Here is an 18,723-nt window from a genome sequence, read left to right on the forward strand (position 1 = left end):
TCAACACAAGCCAGCCTCTGGGGCGTTGAGGCGAATTATCCCGATACCGACAATTCCTATCTGACCGAAACTGCAAACGAACTTCTGGCCGAAGCCCTCGACGCCGCGCGGGCCGAGCAGGCGCGGCTTTGCGCGACCCTTTGCAATCAAGATGCCGCAAGCGGCTGACGAATATCCCAACTCCAACCCATAAGGACACGACCGCATGAAACTCCAACATATCCCCGTCGAGCAGTTGAAAGTCAGCAAGCTGAATATGCGTTATGAGCGCAGAAAGCCCGATATTTCGGATATCTTGCCGTCGATTCGCGAACGCGGCGTTCGCCAGACGCTGCTTGTTCGCAAGGAAGGCCAGCACTACGGCGTTGTCGCCGGTCGTCGCCGCCTGTTCGCCCTCAAACAGGTCGCCAAGGAAACCGGCAAATCCCTCACCGCGCCATGCGGCGTTCTTGGGCCGGGAGACGACGCCGAGGCGATTGAAGACTCGCTTCTGGAAAACATCGCCCGGTTGCCGCCCGGCGAGTTGCAGCAATATGACGCCTTCGCCCGGCTCGTTCAGGCAGGAAAGTCCGTCGAAGACATCGCCGCGACCTTTGGCGTTACGGACCTTAAAGTACGCCGCGTGCTGGCGTTGGCGAACCTCTTGCCGGACATCAAGCGGCTCTATGAAGAGGACGAGATCGATGCGGGCACATTGCGCGCGCTGACCCTCGCCACGCCGGACCAGCAGGAAAGCTGGCTGAAACTCGTCGCTGATCCGAACGAACACGCCCCGCGCGGCGAACGCCTGAAAGCATGGCTGACGGGCGGCGCGCGCATCTTCACCAAGGCGGCGCTGTTCGATCTTGCCGTCTATGACGGGCATATCCTGACCGACCTGTTCGGCGACAGCGCCATTTTCGCCGACCCGGACCTGTTCTGGTCCTGTCAGAACGCCGCCATCGCCGAACGGATCGACGCCTACAAGGCGGCGGGCTGGCAAGCGGTCGAGATATTGGAACGCGGGGCGTACTTTTCGTCATGGGAATATGTGAAACGACCCAAGACCAAGGGCGGGCGCATCTATGTCGAAACCCGCCATGACGGCGCCGTGACCTTCCATGAAGGCTATATCGGCCAGAAGGAAGCGCAGCGGCTTGAGCGCACGGCGAAAGGGGAGAAGGGCGCAGCGGCGCCTGAAAAACCGGAAATGTCCGGCCCCTTGGGGGAATATGTCACCCTCCACCGTCACGCCGCGATCCGGGCGCGCTTGCCCGGTCATCCGGGCGTCGCGCTCCGTCTCGCCGTCGCCCATCTGCTGATCGGCTCGGCGCTCTGGCGCATCGAGGCCGACCCGCAGCGAACCCGCAAGCAGGCGACAGCCGACAGCCTCGCCGCCAGTGAAGGCGAACGCCTCATGCAGGAAGAGGCCGCCCATGTCTGCGCCATGATCGGTTTTGAAAATCCCGAACGCGGGCTGGTGCGCCAGAACGGAGACGGCTGGACGACCGCCAAGGTGTTCGCAAGGCTTTTGGAAATGAAGGACAGCGATGTGCTGCGCATACTCGCTCTTGCAATGGCCGAAAGTCTGGAAGCAGGATCGCCAATGGTCGAGGCTTTGGCGCAGACCATCGAACCCGACCTCGCCGCGCTCTGGACGCCGGACGAAGCGTTCTTCGATCTCTTGCGGGATAAGCGCGTCATCAACGCGATGGTGGCCGACATCGCGGGTGACGCCGCCGCAAAAGCCTGCCTCACGGAAACCGGCAAGGCGCAAAAGCAAATCATCCGTAACCGCATCGATGGCAAGGGATGCGAAGCCTCGCCCGACTGGCGTCCGCGCTGGATGACGGATGTTCCCACAGCCTATCTCACCGCCAATGGCTGTCCGCCTGTCGCGGCGTCGGAAAAGGCGCGCTCGGCGGTTTCAGAAGAGAAGAAAGCGGTAGCGTAACGATCAAGCGCCGCGCTGGTTCGCCAGTGCGGCGCCTACCTCATCGAGGCAGGATCGAAGACTGTCGGCGAGCCCGGTCAACGCCGCCATATCTGCTTCGCCGGGTGCGGCGGACTGAAGCGCGAGCATTTCGCAGACCAATGCGTGAAGGGCTACCGGCCCGCACACGCCGTCATCGCCGAACAGTCGCGCATTGTCCTCGGCGGACAAATTCTCGCAATCAAGCGCGACGAATCCCGACTGCGTCATGAAAATGCGCAGGCGCTCGATATCTACAGGATGATTCACCTCAAACGCCTTTCTCAAATGCCCGCCGTCAGCCGCGAATGACGATTCCCAAATATATTTGGTAGCGAAGAATCGCGCCCCTTGTCCACTTGGGGCGGATGAACGCAAGGGATATCGTCGCACGGAATGTCAGGAAAAGACGCGCCGAACTGGGCCTCAGCCAGGACGAGGTCGGCGCGCGCGCTGAATCGTCCGGCAACTATATCGGCATGATCGAGCGCAGCGAGACATCGGTTTCCATCGACATGCTCGCAGACATCGCCGAAGTGCTGGGCGTATCCCTGCGCGACCTTGTCGATCCCGATTGGACTGGAGAGGAGCACGGATCGGCGAATTGAGCCGGGCCTCGCCTCTTTCGGAACCGGCATCACCGACTGGTCTCGGCAACTCGGCGGCCGCGCCTTGCGTCGTCGAAACGGGTTGAGCCTGCATCCAGTCGCTTGCGCCATCACCATCTCTCATAGCGCCAGACCCTCGTCTCGGCCACTTCCCCTTAGCGAGCCCTGACCCATGGGCCGAAACGCCGCCGGCCCTGAAACCCTGCGCTGCCCGCTTTTTTCCTCCCCGCTGCGCGGGTTCATCGCGAACCAAAAAAGCGCGCGGCTCCGGGTGCTCCACATGCGTTCCGCCCGGCTCCGTAGAGCCGGTTCGGACCGTCGCCGCCCCGGCCTTCATGGGGGGGCGCCAAGGGGATTGGCCCCGAGCAGGGCGCGACAACATGGAGACGAAAATCATGGCTCAAGCACTTGGATATGTGACGCAAACCGAAAACGGCGATTACGAAGGTACCCTCGCCATGGGCGTTAACGCCCGCATCAGAATCACCCGCAACGCGGCGAAAGAGCCGGGCTCGAAACAGCCCGACTTCCGCATCTTCAGCCCGCAATTCGGGGAACTTGGCGGCGGCTGGACCCGCACCGGAAAGACCTCGGGACGTGAATATGTGTCGCTGACACTGGCGCATCCGATGATCTCGCAGCGCCGGGTCTACGCCAATCTCGGCCCCGCCTCGGGCGGTCAGGACGGCGAGTTCGCGCTCCTCTGGAACGCGGCCTGAATAGAATTCGACGCGCGGGCGACATCCCGCGCGCCGATCGCTGCGCGGTTCAATCTCTGGTTTGTAATTTTCAATTGAAATTTTAACGAATCCTAACCGTCAACTGCGATCATGGCCGGCCAGGAGTTCCGATGAATGATCGCGCGACAAGTCCAAGACAATCAGAACGCGCCGGCGATCCGCCGGCGCGGGATCTGCGTCTGCCTTATGCGGCCTGGGCATGGGAGTATCTGAGGCGAAACAGGGACTATGCGCGCAGCTATCGATCCTCCCGCGCCGGTCGCGCACGACCCGTTCCGCTGAATACAGGCGCCGTTCTGATCCGCGAAAAAAGACGATGGTCCGATGCCGAAAAGTGGGGACTCTTGAGCTTCGCCGACCCGGAAAAGTCTTGCGAAGAAGCGAATGTTTTCTGGCGGCCCGACAGGCTGGCGGGCGCCTTGCCGATCCAGCTTCTCCGGCTTCGGGGAACGGGCGTCGATGGCGAAAACGCCGCGCATGAGGAAATCGAACTCTGCCAGCTTCAAACCCGGCGGATCATGCTCGACACAGTCGATGGCGCCCGTCACATTCTGTTGTGCGGACGGCGTTTCTGGGTTCAGCTTGTTTGCGAAGCCCCGCGATCACGGGCTGAAAACTGCGCCATCGCGGTTCGGATCGATTCAATTCGTCATTATCAGCGTCGTCTTGATACTGCGAGCCAGCTCCTGTCGCTCTATCATTCAGCAGGCGGAAAAATTTCCCTGATCGGGCGCAGCCGGGACTCGACACGGCTCGCGCAAGGGCTTATCGCCATCGACATTGTGAATGCGGGCGGGTCCCATCGCGATGTCGCCGAGGCGATCTACGGCGCTGACAAAGTGGCGGAACGCTGGGGCGGACCATCCTGCTACTATGAAGACTGGGCAAGACGGCTTGTCGCCCGCGCCCGCTTCATGGTGAATGAAGGCTATCTGGGCCTTCTCGGGAAAAAGACCCTTTAACGCATGGTGAAGGTCGTCGCGGCGAAAACGCAACGTCGCGAATTCGCCGCTTCAGCCTCCCTCAAAATCCGTCATGATTTCCTCTAGGAGCCGAAAATTCGACCGGCCCCGACACTGTTGTTGCGTAGTGGGGACATCATGGAACACGCGAAAAATCCGCCTGTCGAAAGTCCGTATTTCACCGCCGCCGAGGCTGCCGCTTATCTCAGGCTTGAAGAATCAACCCTCAACGCCATGCGCTGGCGAAAGGAAGGACCGAACTGGCGCAAGCATGGCGGCAAGGTCGTCTATCACAGGGATGCGCTGGATCGCTGGTCGCGCGGGCGCGATTCCGATCCGACCGTGAGAAACGAACCCGGCGCGAATGAGGACGGCGATGGCGCCCGGTCCTGAAGCCCATCGCCTCACCGTCGTCATCCTTCAATATCGAAAGAACAGGCTTAATCATCGGCTCGTTTTCGGGACGGCGCGCTTCATTGTGCGCCGGGGATGGCGGCGAAGACTCGCCGCGTTCGCCCCCGATGCGACCTTCGGTTATGAGCGCTGGCAGGCGGGAGACCACGGCACGCGGGACTGGCGATTGTTCGTGTGCCGCACGTCATCACAGGGGTCGCTGACGAAGATTCCGGGCGTGCTGCCGGGGGCCGTCCTGCTGCTTGAAGCGCGCGGAAAAACGAAAGTGAAGCGCGCCTTCGCCGCCTTCGATGCGCTCAGGCGGGAGGGCGAAAGCCTTGAAGACCTGGCGCCGCATCGCTGGCGCGCGCTGCACAACGCGCTCCAAACACGCCCATCCACATTGAACGACGGGAGCGATCCATCATGGCCGCGCGTCTGATTGCAGGAACCGCCGCAACGATCGTGTGCGCCGCAACAGTGGTGCAAATTGCGGCGCCGCCGAACCCGCTTGTCCTCTATAATCCAAGCGAAAGCGCGCCGGTCGGATGGTACAGGATCGACGCAGACGGCGCCGTCAAACGCGGCGCGATGGTCGCTGCATATGCACCGGATGAGGCGCGACTGCTCGCCCATGAACGGGGTTATCTGCCGTCCCATATTCCCCTCATCAAGACTGTCTGGGCGGCGGCGGGAGAAGAAATCTGTTCCGAAGGAGGCGTCATCCGCGCCCCGAACCGTCCTGATATATACGCGCTGGCGCAGGACGGTTCGGGGCGGGAGATGCCGGTCTGGACAGGCTGTATTGTCCTTCGTTCAGACGAGATTTTTCTCGTCTCCACCGATGTGCAGACTTCTTTCGACAGCCGGTATTTCGGACCGGTCCCGGTCAAAAACGTGCTCGGCACGGTCGATTTCGTTGGTCCGGAACCGGATCGATCGGATGCGTCCGGCGCGCAAACCGGCGGGGCGCGGGACGAACGTCAGTGAGGGGCGCGGAGGGCAAGATAAAAGACGGGAGCGCCCCCTGGGCGCTTATCCCTTGTCTGCACATCATTTTCGGGAGTGATATTATTCGTGCAGGGAGCACCCCCGATTGCACGGTTACTCCGGTCATGACTGACGTATTCGGGGGTGATCCCCGGAAATCGACTGATGGGACGTGGGCGTCATGACGGGCGACGGCGACAGGTTCGAGGTGCGCCTCGGCCGCATGCGGTCGCCGTCAGGCGCGCGCAAGGTCGAGGGCTTCTTCCGCAAGGTCTCGAAGGGCGCCCGCAAACTCGGGCGCGGCGGCGGACGCGGGCGCTCGCAACGCAGCGCTGCGCGCACGCAGTTTTACCGGCGCGTTCTGGTCAAGGTGCGTGTCGTCAGCATGGATCCAAAAGGCCGCCTCGCGCAGAAGCTCCACCTCAACTATGTGGAGCGGGATGGGACCGGCCCGGACGGCGAGCCCTCGCGCCTCTATGACCGGCATGGCCCGGACGCCGACAAACAGGCATTCCTGGAGCGCGGGGCGGAGGACCGCCACCAGTTCCGGATCATTCTGTCTCCGGAGGATGCGGGCGAGCTTTCCAGCCTCACCGAATTCACACGCGACCTGACGGCGCAGATGGAGCGCGATCTTGGAACCAGGCTCGACTGGGTGGCGGTCGATCACTACGACACCGGCCAGCCCCATACGCATCTCATCATCTCGGGCAAACGCGACGATGGGCGCGATCTCGTCATCCCCCGCGATTTTATTTCGCGTGGCCTGCGCGAACGCGCGCAGGCGCTTGTCGAGCTTGAACTCGGACCCGTTCCGGAAACCGACGGCCGCGCCCGCATGGCTCGCATGGTCGGACAGGCGCGTTTCACCGAGATCGATCGCGCCCTCATCCGGCGCGCGCGGGAGAGTGTCGTCGATCTGTCCGGACCGCACCGTCCCGGCGACGGATGGCGCCGACAGATTGAGCGCATGCGTCTTGGAAAATTGCAGGGGATGGCCCTCGCCGAACCCTTGGGAAAGGGACGCTGGCGATTGGCGGACCATGCCGAAACGGATCTGCGACGCATGGGCGAGCGTGGCGACGTCATCAAGGCCATGCACCGCGCTATGCGAAATCAGGGCGTCGCGCGCACGCTTGATGCTGGTGCGATTTTCGATCCCGCATCCGAGGGCGCTCGGCCTGTCACAGGCGTCATTCTAGACAAGGGCGTCGCCGACGACGTCAACGACCGCGCCTTCATCGTAGTTGACGGGCTTCGGGGCCGGCCTGTCCATGTCGTCGTCGGCGGCGAGGATCGGCTTGCGTCTCTTGAGACAGGTCGCATCGTTACCGTCGCGCCGCCGAACCGGGACCCGCGCCGGGCCGATCATGTCATCGCCGAGATCGCCGCCGCCAATGAGGGGCGCTATTCCAGCGCGCTCCACATGGCGCACGATAAGAGCGCCCGGCCAGAGTTCGTGGCCGCCCATATCAGGCGGCTCGAAGCGCTCCGGCGTGTGGGTCATGCAACACGCGTATCGGATGGAAGCTGGCGCGTGCCCGAAGACTATCTGGACCGCGCAGGCGATTATGAGAAAGCCGCCACCTCCGGCCGCCCGGTCGAGATTAGGGTGCATTCCTCTTTGCGGCTGGCGCAGATGAAGTCGGCGATGGGCGCGACCTGGCTCGATGAGCATTTGCGGGACTTCGATGATGCAGGCGCCGTTCATGGCTTCGCTGGCGAGGTCGAGGCGGCGCGCATCGCACGGCGGCAATTTCTGATGCAGCAGGGTCTGATAAATCACGACCATGGACGGTTGTCACAATCGGTGCTCGATAGGCTCGAAGCTCATGACCTGAAGGACGCCGGCGACTCCCTCGCCGAAACGCTTGGCAAACCCTATGCCCCGGCGCCGGCGGCCGGGCGCGTGAATGGTGTGTACACGCAGGCGGTTGAACGACCGAGTGGCAGATACGCCGTCATCGAGCGGACGCGCGATTTTACGCTCGTTCCATGGCGGGACGTGATGGACCGCAATCTCGGCAAGTCGGTGAGCGGCCTCGTCCGGGAGGGCGGGATTAGCTGGACGCTGACGCGCGGAAGGGGGATTGGATGATTGGGCGAGGGCGTCTTGTAGTCATCTATGGCTACGTCTGGCTACCGGCCTTGATGGAGCCTTCGGAACCTGTCCGAAGAGTTATAGTCAGTTTAGCCGGGTGAGACCTAAACCAGTGGCCGTTACAGAGGAATCGGTTATAGTAAGTTTAGCATTCGATCCCCTAAACTCGCTATAAGTTGTCAATCATGAAGGCACTTGCCAATCCATACGCGCCAGGCGCTGGCTACCCGCCTCCGGAACTTGCCGGGCGGGACGGCATCCTCGACGAGGCGGGGCTTGCGATCAAGATGAGCCGCGCCGGCAAACCTGCCCGAAGCGTCATGCTGGTTGGACTTCGCGGCGTCGGCAAGACCGTCCTCCTCAATGAGATTCAGTCGATGGCCGACAGAGAAGGCGCCTTCACCGACTTCATCGAAGTCAGCAAAAACGAGCCGCTTTCCGTCGTCATCATCGCCACCCTGCGCGCCGCCCTGCTGAAGCTCGACCGGATGAAGGGCGTCAGCGAAAAGGTGAAAAAGGGCTTGCGCGTCCTCAAGAGTTTTGTCGGCGCCGTGAAAGTCAAATATGGCGACGTGGAATTTTCCGTCGACGTGGAGGAAGAAGCCGGCGTCGCTGACAGCGGCACACTCACGCGCGACCTCGCGGAACTGTTCCTTGCCGCCGGTGAGGCGGCGAAAGCGCGGAAGTCATCGATTGTTATCCTAATCGATGAAATTCAGAACCTTGAGCTGGACGAGTTTGAAGCGCTGATCATGGCGATTCACCGCGTCGATCAAAAGCGTCTTCCGTTTCTGGTTGTCGGCGCCGGGCTGCCGACGCTTGTCAAACTGTCAGGCGATGCGAAGTCCTATGCCGAGCGATTGTTCGACTACCCGGATATTGGCAGCCTGAATGACAAAGACGCACGACAAGCGCTGGTCGCTCCGGCGAAAGACGCCGATGTGGCCTATGATGAAAAAGCGGTCGCTCTGATCCTTCAGCACACAAAGGGATATCCGTATTTCCTTCAGGAATGGGGATACCAGTGTTGGAAAGCCGCCACGAAATCTCCCATCACCGTCAAGGATGTCAACACGGCAAGCAAGGCCGCCATCGCCCGTTTGGACGACAACTTTTTCAAGTCGCGCTATTCGCGCCTTGCCGACCCTCAAAAGGAATACCTTCGCGCCATGGCGGAACTCGGTCCCGGTCCGCACCGCTCCGGAGATATTGCGAAACAGATGCGCAAGACATCTCAGCAAGTTGCCTTCATCCGCGACGCGCTCATGCAAAACGGCATGATCTACAGCCCGAAATATGGCTACGCCGCATTCACAGTGCCGCTCTTCGACGAATTCATGAAGCGTGTGATGCCGTAAGAGGGGACAATGCCCACCCGTATCAGCAAAGAACGGTTTGACACCTTCCTGTTCGGGCTTCGCGGTTCCGGCCAAACCGAGAACTGGACTGATGTCGCCCATTGGGAAACCCATGACGGTCAGGCGCTGGCCGCTCTATTTTACGTCGAGAATGATAAGATTGACGCTTTCATGGGAGCTTTGTTCCTGCGGGATGAGCACAATCGCTTCTGCGCCTTCCCTCCGCTTGTCCCATTCAGGACGAAACGCGCCGGCGAGCAGTCGATCCTGGAGAAGCTGACCGACATAGAGGCACAAACCGAACCGTTGCCAGTCCCGGACTCCGACCTTCCGGCGGGGATCGATTTGTTTACCGTTGAACACGACGCACCGCTCAATCCGATATTCCTGAATCTGCGCGACAGCCAGCATTCCTCCGCCGCCCGAGAAATCATTCGGGAGACGGCGAAGTGGTTCGTGGATCGCGACGGCAACTTCGCCCGCGACTTCCAAACCACCGGAACGAGCGCGCGGTTTTGGGAGCTTTATCTGTTCCGTGTCTTCCGGGATCTGGATTTCGACATTGATTTCTCGGTCGCTTCGCCCGACTTCGCGCTTTCGAAAGGCGACATGAAACTCTTCGTCGAGGCCACGACCGCTAACCCGGCTGACCAAGCTTTCGTGGACCTCATGGCCGGCCCCGCGCCGCCGCCTGAGGATTTCTGGCGCTTTATCGAAAACGATATGGCACTGATTTTCGGATCGCCGCTCTATACAAAACAGATGAAAGCCTATTGGGAGAAAGCTCCTGTCAAAGGGCATCCCTTCGCAATCGCTGTAGCGGACTTTCATGCGCCCGGTTCAATGACATGGTCGCACACCGCCTTGTCGATCTATTTGTACGGCGTGAGCGTAATGCGAAAGACAGGAGAGGACGGCCAAGAGATGGCCGCGCCAAAACCTCTGGAGGAACATCGACGCGGCGACAAAGTCATACCGGCGGGTTTTTTTAATCAACCCGGTACAGAGCATATCTCAGCTGTCATTTTTTCGAACGCGGGCACGAAGGCGAAGTTCACACGCATGGGAACACTCGCCGGGTTCGGCGACCCTGATATGGCGGTCCGGCGCATGGGGATTCAATCAAATCCAATGCCGGGCGCGCTTGAAGGTCTGCCATTCGACATCAACATTGAAGCACCAGACTATGAGGAACGGTGGCCGGATGAACTCGAAATCTATCACAATCCAAACGCGGTCATACCGTGGCCGGATGAATCGGTTCTTCCGGATGTCACTCATTTCAAAAAGCACGATGGCGAGCTGATCTGGCGCGGCGCGCCGTTTCGCGTGCTGACGTCAAGAACGTTGGTCGAGCGGCGTCCGCCGTTCTCTAATGCGGATGAGGAGATTCGGTGAAACTTGCTAGGCGGGAGGGAATTTCCGCCTGACAAGAGCGTCCTCAGATTTCCTGAAAATGCCACACAGAACACCAAGCAGATGGCGATCTGACCGCCACCACACCAACGATAATTCTACTGACCCTAGCTCGATACGGGCCACAACGAAAAATTCCCCTGAACACCCTGATCTTGTTCAAATTTCTATACTCTTTCCTGAGTAGACGAGTCCTTGCTCCAAGCACGAAGCTGTCCTCATCAGATTTTATGAGGATGCTCCGTGTCGCCGCAATCAATACTCATTGGACAGATCATAATCGTGCTCGCCACGATTGTTTGCGGTGTCTGGCTGTCGACGCAATGGGTCGCTGCGCAGTTTTCTTATGACGCCTACCTTGGACCAGCCTGGTTCCACATCGGCGAGACCCCCGTCTACTATCCATGGCGCTTATTTGAATGGTGGTACGCCTTCGACGCATACGCGCCGGGCGTTTTCGCCAGAGGCGGCGCTATTGCAGCCGGCAGCGGATTTCTAGGCGCGTTCGTCGCCGCGATCGGATCGGTCTGGCGGGGACGGCAAGCCAAGAATCTGACGACATACGGATCGTCACGCTGGGCCGCCCGCAAGGACTTGCAGACTTGCGGCATGCTCAAGCCCTCCGGCGTTTTTCTTGGGCGCTTCGATGACGACTATCTTCGTCATGACGGCCCTGAACATGTCATGGCGTTCGCGCCGACGCGATCCGGCAAGGGCGTTGGTCTCGTTGTTCCAACCCTACTGAGTTGGACGCAAAGCGCCGTCATTCACGACATCAAGGGTGAGAACTGGCAACTCACATCGGGGTGGCGCTCGAAATTCTCTCATTGCCTTCTGTTCGACCCCACCAATGCCAGCAGCGCCAAATACAACCCGCTTCTGGAAGTCCGCAAAGGCGCGAACGAGGTTCGCGACGTTCAGAACATTGCGGACATTCTGGTCGATCCTGAAGGCGCTCTGGAGCGGCGCACCCATTGGGAGAAGACCGGCCACGCTCTGTTGGTCGGCGCCATCCTGCATGTTCTCTACGCCGAGAAAGAAAAGACGCTCGCGCAGGTCGCGCGCTTTCTGTCTGATCCCGACCGCCCCTTCGAGAAAACCCTCTGGGTCATGATGTCCACGAACCATCTGGGCGACGATGGCGAAGCGCGGCCGCATCCCGTGGTCGCGCAAGCCGCCCGAGAGCTTCTGAACAAGTCAGAGAATGAGCGGTCCGGCGTCCTGTCCACGGCAATGAGCTTCTTAGGGCTTTATCGCGACCCAACCGTGGCGGAGGTGACATCTGCTTGCGACTGGCGCATCGCGGATCTCATAGATGCAGACAAGCCGGTCTCACTTTACCTCGTTGTTCCGCCCTCAGATATTTCACGCACCAAGCCGCTCGTCCGGCTCATTCTCAACCAGATCGGCCGCCGGCTGACCGAGAAGCTGGACGGCCAGATCGATGGCGATCGCCGCCGACAGGTCTTGTTGATGCTCGACGAGTTTCCCGCGCTCGGCCGGCTCGACTTCTTCGAGAGTGCATTGGCCTTCATGGCGGGCTACGGGTTGCGCGCATTCCTGATCGCCCAATCCCTCAATCAGATTGAAAAAGCGTACGGGCCGAACAATTCGATCCTCGACAATTGCCATGTGCGCGTCGCCTTCGCGACCAATGACGAACGTACGGCGAAGAGAATTTCCGACGCCCTCGGCACCAAGACCGAGATGCGCGCCATGCGCAACTATGCCGGACACCGTCTGGCGCCCTGGCTCGCCCATGTCATGGTTTCGCGGCAAGAGACGGCGCGCCAGCTTCTCACCCCCGGCGAGGTAATGCAGCTTCCCGCCGAAGACGAGGTCGTGCTCGTATCCGGCCTGCCGCCAATTCGGGCAAAGAAGCTCAGATATTTCGAGGACGCCAATTTCACCGACCGCGTAGGGTCTCCAGCGTCAATCGGTGATCGCGGAACGCCTTATGCGGACCGGCCGCCATCTCGCACAGATGACTGGGGAACCCGGCGCCGCGCGGTCGATGAACGCCTCGTCCGGTCCTCATTCGGGAACGGTCATGATGCGGATGATGGCGGCAAGGACCTCAAGCCGGAAATCGACGCGCCTGCACAACCGGACATCGACGCCGCCGAACAGGATCGCAGCGATACGCCTGTCAGCGATAGCGATGAGGTTGCGATCAAACGCGCGGCGGACCTCGCCCGTGCGACCGACACCGCGCGCCGTGCTTACGGCGTCGACAAGGGAACCCCCAAGATTGACCTGATGGATTTTTGAACGATGCCCTCCACCAAACCCCGCATCTGGTCCTATATCGACCCCATCAATCACGCGCGATTGAAGGCGCTGGCGAAACGTCCGGGATCGAATGAATCCCAGATCGTCAACGACGCCCTCACCGCGTTCTTCATGGGCGAACACGAAGTCAAACGGGACGCCGCGCTGATCCGGCGTCTGGACCGCATGACCCGGCAGGCCGAAAGCCTCAATCGCAGTCAGGTCATAACCGCTGAAGCTTTCGCACTGTTCGTCCGCTATTTCCTGACCGTCATTCCCCCCGTGCCGGATGCAGACAAGCGCGCCGCCCAGGCGCAGGGCGCTGCGCGTTTCGAGCGCTTCATTGAGAGCCTGCAAACCGTCCTCGCGGACGGCGAGACCGTCATCTTCGCCGCACTCCAGGATGTCATGTCCGACAAGAGCGCCTTTTTCACCAAGGACGAATTGATGCGCCTGCACGATCCGGCGCCGGAGCGGGAGCATGCCGATGCCTGATGCGCGCGCCCAAACCTACCTTCGAACCGAGACCATGCTGAAAACCGCCATGGGACCGGCCGTCGTCGAGGCGCTGGATGATCCCGCCATTGTTGAAGTGATGGTCAATCCCGATGGCAAGATCTGGATCGACGCCCATGGTGACGGCCGCATGGAGACCGGGGCAGTCATGCCCGCTGCGGAAGCTGAACGGGTCATTCGCGTCGTCGGCAGCCATATCGGTCAGGAAGTGGATAGGCTCCACCCCATTGTCAGCGCCGAGCTGCCGGGCGGGGGAGAACGCTTCGAGGGCGTCATTCCGCCCGTGACCACGGCGCCGTGCTTCTCCATTCGAAAGCCGGCCGCCCGCGTCTTCACGCTCGACGATTATGTCGAGACTGGCGTGACAAGTGCAGAAGACGCAGACGCGCTCAAGGCCGCCGTCCGAGACGCCATGAACATCCTGATCGTCGGCGGCACAGGGTCGGGCAAGACCACCCTCGCAAACGCTTTGCTCGCTGAGGTCGCAATGAGCGGCGATCGCGTCGTGATCCTCGAAGACACGCGCGAACTGCAATGCGAGGCCAAGGACAAGGTCAATCTGCGGACTCAGGCCGGCGCTGTCGCCATGGCCGATCTCGTTCGCTCGACCCTGCGGCTGCGACCCGACCGGATTATCGTCGGCGAGGTCAGAGGCGGCGAAGCCCTCGACATGCTCAAAGCCTGGAACACGGGCCATCCGGGCGGAATCGCCACCATTCACGCCAACTCCGCCGGCGGCGGTCTCCAGCGCCTTGAACAGCTTGTGTCGGAAGTGACGGCTCAGACGCCGCACGCGCTGATCGCCGAAGCCATCGATCTCATCGTCTTCATCGCAGGGCGGGGACCGGAACGCCGGGTACGGACAATCAGCCGGGTGCTTGGCCGCGAGGCCGGCGACTACCGCCTGGAACCTTTTTCCTCCCCCCTCAGCCAAATCGTCAAACTGAAAGGAAGCTCATCATGATCCTGACGAAACACACCTGCCGCGCGCTTGCAATCACGCTCGGTCTCATCGTCCTTGTTGGTCCCGCCCACGCGGCCGGGTCCGGCATGCCCTGGGAGGCGCCTCTTGATTCCATCCTCCAGTCGATCGAGGGACCGGTCGCCAAGATCGTCGGCACGCTCGCCATCATTATTACCGGCCTGACGCTGGCGTTCGGCGATACGGGCGGCGGTTTCCGCAAACTGATCCAGATCGTTTTTGGTCTCTCCATCGCGTTCACAGCAACGAGCTTCTTCCTGTCCTTCTTCTCGTTCGGCGGCGGCGCAACGATCTGATGACCGAAGGTTTCGCCATACCCGTACACCGCTCCTTGACCGAGCCGATCCTGATGGGCGGCGCGCCCCGCAACGCCGCCATCCTCAACGGCACGATCGCGGCCGCGCTGGGCCTGGGGCTTCAGGTCTGGGTCGCCGGTGTCCTCTACTGGATCATCGCACATGGCGCCTGCGTCTTCATGGCGAAACGGGACCCGAAATTCATGGACGTGGTTCTGCGCCACATCCGCCATGAGGGGTATCTCGCATGATGAATCTCAAGGAATACCGGCAGTCAAATAAGAGGCTTGTAGACTTTCTGCCTTGGGCCTGTCTGATTGCGCCTGGCGTCGTCCTGAACAAGGATGGGAGCTTCCAGCGCTCTGCGATGTTTCGCGGGCCCGATCTGGAGAGCGCGACGGCGGCGAGCCTCGTTTCCGTCTGCTCACGCATCAACAACGCTTTGAAGCGTTTCGGTTCCGGTTGGGCGCTCTATTTCGAGGCGGCTCGCGAACCGGCGACGGACTATCCGGAAAGCCAGTGGCGCGATCCGGTGGGTTGGTTGATCGACGAGGAACGCAGGGGACGCTTCACCGAAGCCGGCGCTCTGTTCGAAAGCCGCTACACGCTGACCTTCGCCTTTCTGCCGCCTGCCGACAGCGTCAATCGCATCGAGGATGCGTTTGTTGAAAAGCCGGCGGAAGAAGCCGGGCTCGCCGCTTTCGATCATCTCGCCCGGTTCATCGCCGAAACCGACCGCAGTCTCGATCTTATCGCCTCTGTGGTGCCCGAAGCGCGTTTTCTGGCAGACGATGAGACGCTGACTTACCTCCAGTCGAGCTTATCCTCCAAACGCCATCCGGTTTGCGCTCCTGAAACGCCCGCCTATCTTGATGCGGTTCTGGGAGGCGTCGATCTCGTTGGCGGATTGGAACCGATGCTCGGCGGCGACCATCTGCGCGTCCTCTCCCTGCAGGGCTTTCCGAACGCAACCGAGCCGGGCCTTTTCGATGATCTGAATCGCCTCGGATTTCCGTATCGCTGGATGACCCGTTTCCTGCCGATGGACAAATCGGAGGCGACAAAGGTTCTCGGCCGATACCGGCGTCAATGGTTCGCCAAACGAAAATCTCTTTCGGCCATCGTCAAAGAGGTCATGACGAATGAAGCGTCTGCGCTCGTCGATACGGATGCGGACAATAAGGCGGCAGACGCCGATGCGGCGCTCCAGGCGCTCGGGGAGGATCATGTCAGCTATGGCTATGTGACGACATCGGTCGCGGTCATGGATGGGGATGCGGCCGCCGCTGACGAAATGATCCGCGAGGTGGAGCGGATCATCAACGGGCGGGGTTTTGTTGCGATGAGCGAAACGGTCAACGCCGTCGACGCATGGCTCGGCGGCTTGCCCGGTCACGCCTACGCCAATGTGCGTCAGCCGATCATCCACACACTCAATCTCGTTCACATGATGCCGCTTTCAGCCGTCTGGGCAGGCCCAGTCGAGAATGCTCATTTGAACGGCCCGCCGCTTCTCTACGCAACCGCGAACTCGAACACGCCATTCCGGCTCGTGCCCCACCAGAACGATGTCGGACACATGCTGGTTGTCGGCCCGACCGGCGCTGGCAAGTCGGTGCTGCTCGCGTTGATTGCAGCTCAGTTCCGACGCTACGCCGGGGCTCAAGTCTTCTTGTTTGATAAAGGCGGATCGGCCCGCGCCATCACCGCCGGCATGGGAGGCGAACACTATGCGCTCGGTGAAGACAGGGGGCTTTGTTTTCAGCCGCTCGCCCGTATCGATACAGATGCGGAGCGGTCCTGGGCGCTGGAATGGGTTTCCGGTCTGCTCGCCCATGAAGGCGTCGCCATCGATCCCGACGTGAAAGACGCCGTCTGGACGGCGCTCACATCGTTGAGCGCCGCGCCGAAAGCAGAGCGGACGATGACCGGCCTGTCGGTGCTCCTGCAATCCAACCGGCTCAAACAGGCGCTTGCGCCCTACACGCTCGCGGGCGCCCACGGCGCCTTGCTCGACGCCGATGACGAAACACTCGGGCAAAACGATTGGCAGTGCTTCGAGATGGAGGAGCTGATGCACCAGCCCTCGCTCGTGCCGCCTGTGCTGACCTACCTCTTTCATCGGCTGGAGGCACGCTTCGACGGCCGACCGACCTTGCTCATTCTGGATGAAGCCTGGGTGTTTCTCGATAACCCGCTCTTTTCCGAGCGCATTCGCGAATGGCTCAAAGTGCTCCGGAAACGGAATGTCTCGGTCATTTTCGCAACGCAGTCCTTATCGGACATCTCCGGCAGCACCATCGCGCCGGCGATTATCGAAAGCTGTCCGTCGCGCATCTTCTTACCGAATGACCGTGCGCTCGAACCCCAGCAGCAGGACACCTATCGCGCATTCGGATTGAACGACCGTCAGATCGAAATCATTGCGGAAGCGAGTCCGCGGCAGGACTATTATTTCCAGTCGCGCTCGGGAAACCGTCTGTTCGATCTGGATCTCGGGCCCGTCAGTCTCGCTTTCTGCGCCGCGTCATCGAAAGCCGATCACAAGCTCATCGACGAAGTCCAAAGCGCACACCCCGAAGAGTTCGCCGTCCACTGGCTGCACGCCCGCGACCTAGCCTGGGCGGCTGACCTCATAACCGCCACCCCCGCAACAAAAGGAGATGTCCCATGCGCCGCAGAATAATTGCCGCTCTCTTACTGGCGGCCGCGCCAATGACCATTGCGCCGCCCGCCCACGCAATTTTCGGGATCGGAGACATCGTGATCGATCCCTCCAATCTCGCTCAGAACATCCTCACAGCAGCGAACACATTGGAGCAGATCAACAATCAGGTGAAGCAGCTTCAGAACGAAGCTGACATGCTCATCAACCAGGCGACCAATCTCGTCCGTACCGGATACAATCCGCAGGCGGAGATCAATCGACTCCTCAACGAGATTTCGGTCCTGATGGACCGGGCGCGATCGATCTCCTACGTCGTCAGCGAAACCGACCGGCTCTTTCAGGAAAACTTTCCCGAAGACTATTCCGCATGGTCGCGCACACAGATGGCGACCGCTGCGGAAATGCAATGGGTGTCCGCCCGTTCGGCGTTTAACGACACGCTCCTGGTTCAGTCCCAGATCGTTCAAACGCTTAAGGCGGACACGTCATCCCTCGACGCAATGCTGGCGGAAACGGCGATCGCTGAAGGCAATCTTTCGGTTTCGCAGACCGGTAATCAGATCGCCGCGCTCGGCGTCAAACAGACCATGCAGATGCAGGAAATGATGGCGGCGCAATATCGCGCCGACGCGCTGGCGCGCGCCCGCGATCTTCAGATCGAGCGAGAGGGCCGCGAAAAGCTCGCCCGTTTTGTTGGGGGAGCCAGCGCCTACACGCGCTGACAGGGGAGAGCGATGGAAGACCTCGGCATCATCGATCGGTTTCTGGCGACCTTTTCGACCTATATCGATTCAGGTTTCGGGTTGCTTGGTCCCGACGTCGCCTATCTGACGGCGTTCCTGATCGGCATCGATGTCGTCCTCGCCGGGGTCTTCTGGGCGATGGGGCCGGAAAACAACATCATCGGAACCTTCGTCAAGAAGGTTCTCTATGTCGGCTTCTTCGCCCTCATCCTCAACAATTTCGCCTTTCTCGCCAATGTCATCTTCGAGAGCTTCGCGCAGCTCGGTCTGAATGCGTCCGGCTCGACCATCACGGCCGCCGATCTGTTGCGTCCCGGTTTCGTCGCCGATACCGGATTCACTGCCGGGCACCCCTTGCTTGAAGAGATCGGCGATCTGACAGGCCCCGTCGGTTTCTTCGTCAACTTCGTCACCATCGCCATTCTGTTTCTCGCCTGGCTCATCACGCTCTTCGCGTTCTTCTTTCTGGCGATCCAGCTCTTCGTCACGGTCATCGAGTTCAAGCTGACAACGCTTGCTGGCTTCGTCCTCATTCCCTTTGCACTTTGGAACAAGACCTCATTCCTCGCTGAGCGCGTTCTCGGGAATGTCATCTCATCCGGGGTCAAACTGATGGTGCTGGCGGTGATTGTCGGCATCGGCTCCACTCTCTTTGGATCTGTCACGGCGGAAATCACGCCCGGAGACGTGACCCTGGAAGACGCCGCCACCGTCATTCTGGCGTCGCT

At 60.8% G+C, this 18,723-nt stretch carries 19 protein-coding genes; 18 read left to right on the plus strand and 1 reads right to left on the minus strand.

What is annotated here, in order from left to right; all coding sequences use genetic code 11:
• The first annotated feature begins 205 nt into the window (after positions 1-205).
• Complete coding sequence (locus HY30_RS12010) at positions 206-1,933, plus strand: ParB/RepB/Spo0J family partition protein (RefSeq protein WP_051615408.1); 1,728 nt, start codon at positions 206-208, stop codon at positions 1,931-1,933.
• A gap of 3 nt (positions 1,934-1,936) precedes the next feature.
• Here HY30_RS12010 and HY30_RS12015 read toward each other — a convergent pair whose 3' ends face one another.
• Positions 1,937-2,221 carry a hypothetical protein gene (locus HY30_RS12015; RefSeq protein ID WP_034740681.1) on the minus strand — a complete coding sequence of 95 codons (285 nt, stop codon included), beginning with the start codon at positions 2,219-2,221 and terminating at the stop codon, positions 1,937-1,939.
• Between the two features lie 98 nt (positions 2,222-2,319).
• Between HY30_RS12015 and HY30_RS12020 the strand changes: the two genes are divergently transcribed.
• From HY30_RS12020 to trbL, 17 genes are all read left to right on the plus strand, one after another.
• Positions 2,320-2,559 (plus strand): helix-turn-helix domain-containing protein, encoded by a 240-nt coding sequence (locus tag HY30_RS12020; RefSeq protein WP_034740683.1) that lies wholly within the window; start codon positions 2,320-2,322, stop codon positions 2,557-2,559.
• 395 nt (positions 2,560-2,954) lie between these two features.
• Positions 2,955-3,278 (plus strand): DUF736 domain-containing protein, encoded by a 324-nt coding sequence (locus tag HY30_RS12025; RefSeq protein WP_034740686.1) that lies wholly within the window; start codon positions 2,955-2,957, stop codon positions 3,276-3,278.
• 131 nt (positions 3,279-3,409) lie between these two features.
• A complete protein-coding gene (locus HY30_RS12030; protein ID WP_034740689.1) occupies positions 3,410-4,261 on the plus strand; it encodes a DNA -binding domain-containing protein in 852 nt (283 codons plus the stop codon).
• Positions 4,262-4,399: 138 nt separating this feature from the next.
• On the plus strand, positions 4,400-4,654 hold the full coding sequence (locus HY30_RS12035; RefSeq protein ID WP_034740690.1) for a helix-turn-helix domain-containing protein: 255 nt from the start codon (positions 4,400-4,402) through the stop codon (positions 4,652-4,654).
• Positions 4,638-5,096: a DUF2840 domain-containing protein gene (locus HY30_RS19350; protein WP_051615412.1), complete on the plus strand. Its 459-nt coding sequence runs from the start codon at positions 4,638-4,640 to the stop codon at positions 5,094-5,096. The genes HY30_RS12035 and HY30_RS19350 overlap by 17 nt, the downstream gene beginning before the upstream one ends.
• Entirely contained in the window at positions 5,081-5,644 is a 564-nt protein-coding gene (locus tag HY30_RS12045; protein WP_034740693.1) for a S26 family signal peptidase, read from the plus strand. The genes HY30_RS19350 and HY30_RS12045 overlap by 16 nt, the downstream gene beginning before the upstream one ends.
• 181 nt (positions 5,645-5,825) lie before the next feature.
• Positions 5,826-7,742, plus strand: a complete 1,917-nt coding sequence (locus HY30_RS12050) for a DUF3363 domain-containing protein (RefSeq protein ID WP_034740696.1) — start codon at positions 5,826-5,828, stop codon at positions 7,740-7,742.
• Between the two features lie 188 nt (positions 7,743-7,930).
• Positions 7,931-9,103 carry an ATP-binding protein gene (locus HY30_RS12055; protein WP_034740700.1) on the plus strand — a complete coding sequence of 391 codons (1,173 nt, stop codon included), beginning with the start codon at positions 7,931-7,933 and terminating at the stop codon, positions 9,101-9,103.
• Positions 9,104-9,112: 9 nt separating this feature from the next.
• Complete coding sequence (locus HY30_RS19355) at positions 9,113-10,501, plus strand: hypothetical protein (protein WP_051615416.1); 1,389 nt, start codon at positions 9,113-9,115, stop codon at positions 10,499-10,501.
• Positions 10,502-10,762: 261 nt separating this feature from the next.
• Positions 10,763-12,790, plus strand: a complete 2,028-nt coding sequence (locus tag HY30_RS12065) for a conjugal transfer protein TraG (RefSeq protein ID WP_034740703.1) — start codon at positions 10,763-10,765, stop codon at positions 12,788-12,790.
• 3 nt (positions 12,791-12,793) lie between these two features.
• The gene (locus HY30_RS12070; RefSeq protein WP_051615419.1) at positions 12,794-13,285 is read left to right on the plus strand and encodes a hypothetical protein; all 492 of its coding nucleotides are present in this window, start codon (positions 12,794-12,796) and stop codon (positions 13,283-13,285) included.
• Positions 13,272-14,270, plus strand: a complete 999-nt coding sequence (gene trbB, locus HY30_RS12075) for a P-type conjugative transfer ATPase TrbB (protein ID WP_034740704.1) — start codon at positions 13,272-13,274, stop codon at positions 14,268-14,270. The genes HY30_RS12070 and trbB overlap by 14 nt, the downstream gene beginning before the upstream one ends.
• Entirely contained in the window at positions 14,267-14,584 is a 318-nt protein-coding gene (locus tag HY30_RS12080) for a TrbC/VirB2 family type IV secretion system protein (RefSeq protein WP_034740707.1), read from the plus strand. The genes trbB and HY30_RS12080 overlap by 4 nt, the downstream gene beginning before the upstream one ends.
• Complete coding sequence (locus tag HY30_RS12085; protein ID WP_034740710.1) at positions 14,584-14,835, plus strand: VirB3 family type IV secretion system protein; 252 nt, start codon at positions 14,584-14,586, stop codon at positions 14,833-14,835. Before HY30_RS12080 ends, HY30_RS12085 begins: the two co-directional genes overlap by 1 nt.
• A complete protein-coding gene (trbE, locus tag HY30_RS12090; RefSeq protein ID WP_034740713.1) occupies positions 14,832-17,270 on the plus strand; it encodes a conjugal transfer protein TrbE in 2,439 nt (812 codons plus the stop codon). Before HY30_RS12085 ends, trbE begins: the two co-directional genes overlap by 4 nt.
• Complete coding sequence (gene trbJ, locus HY30_RS12095; protein WP_034740718.1) at positions 17,255-17,974, plus strand: P-type conjugative transfer protein TrbJ; 720 nt, start codon at positions 17,255-17,257, stop codon at positions 17,972-17,974. The genes trbE and trbJ overlap by 16 nt, the downstream gene beginning before the upstream one ends.
• Positions 17,975-17,986: 12 nt before the next feature.
• Positions 17,987-18,723: P-type conjugative transfer protein TrbL (gene trbL / locus HY30_RS12100; protein ID WP_034740721.1), on the plus strand; the 737-nt coding region annotated here is incomplete at its 3' end.

The organism is Hyphomonas chukchiensis (assembly GCF_000682695.1).
Classification (GTDB): domain Bacteria; phylum Pseudomonadota; class Alphaproteobacteria; order Caulobacterales; family Hyphomonadaceae; genus Hyphomonas; species Hyphomonas chukchiensis.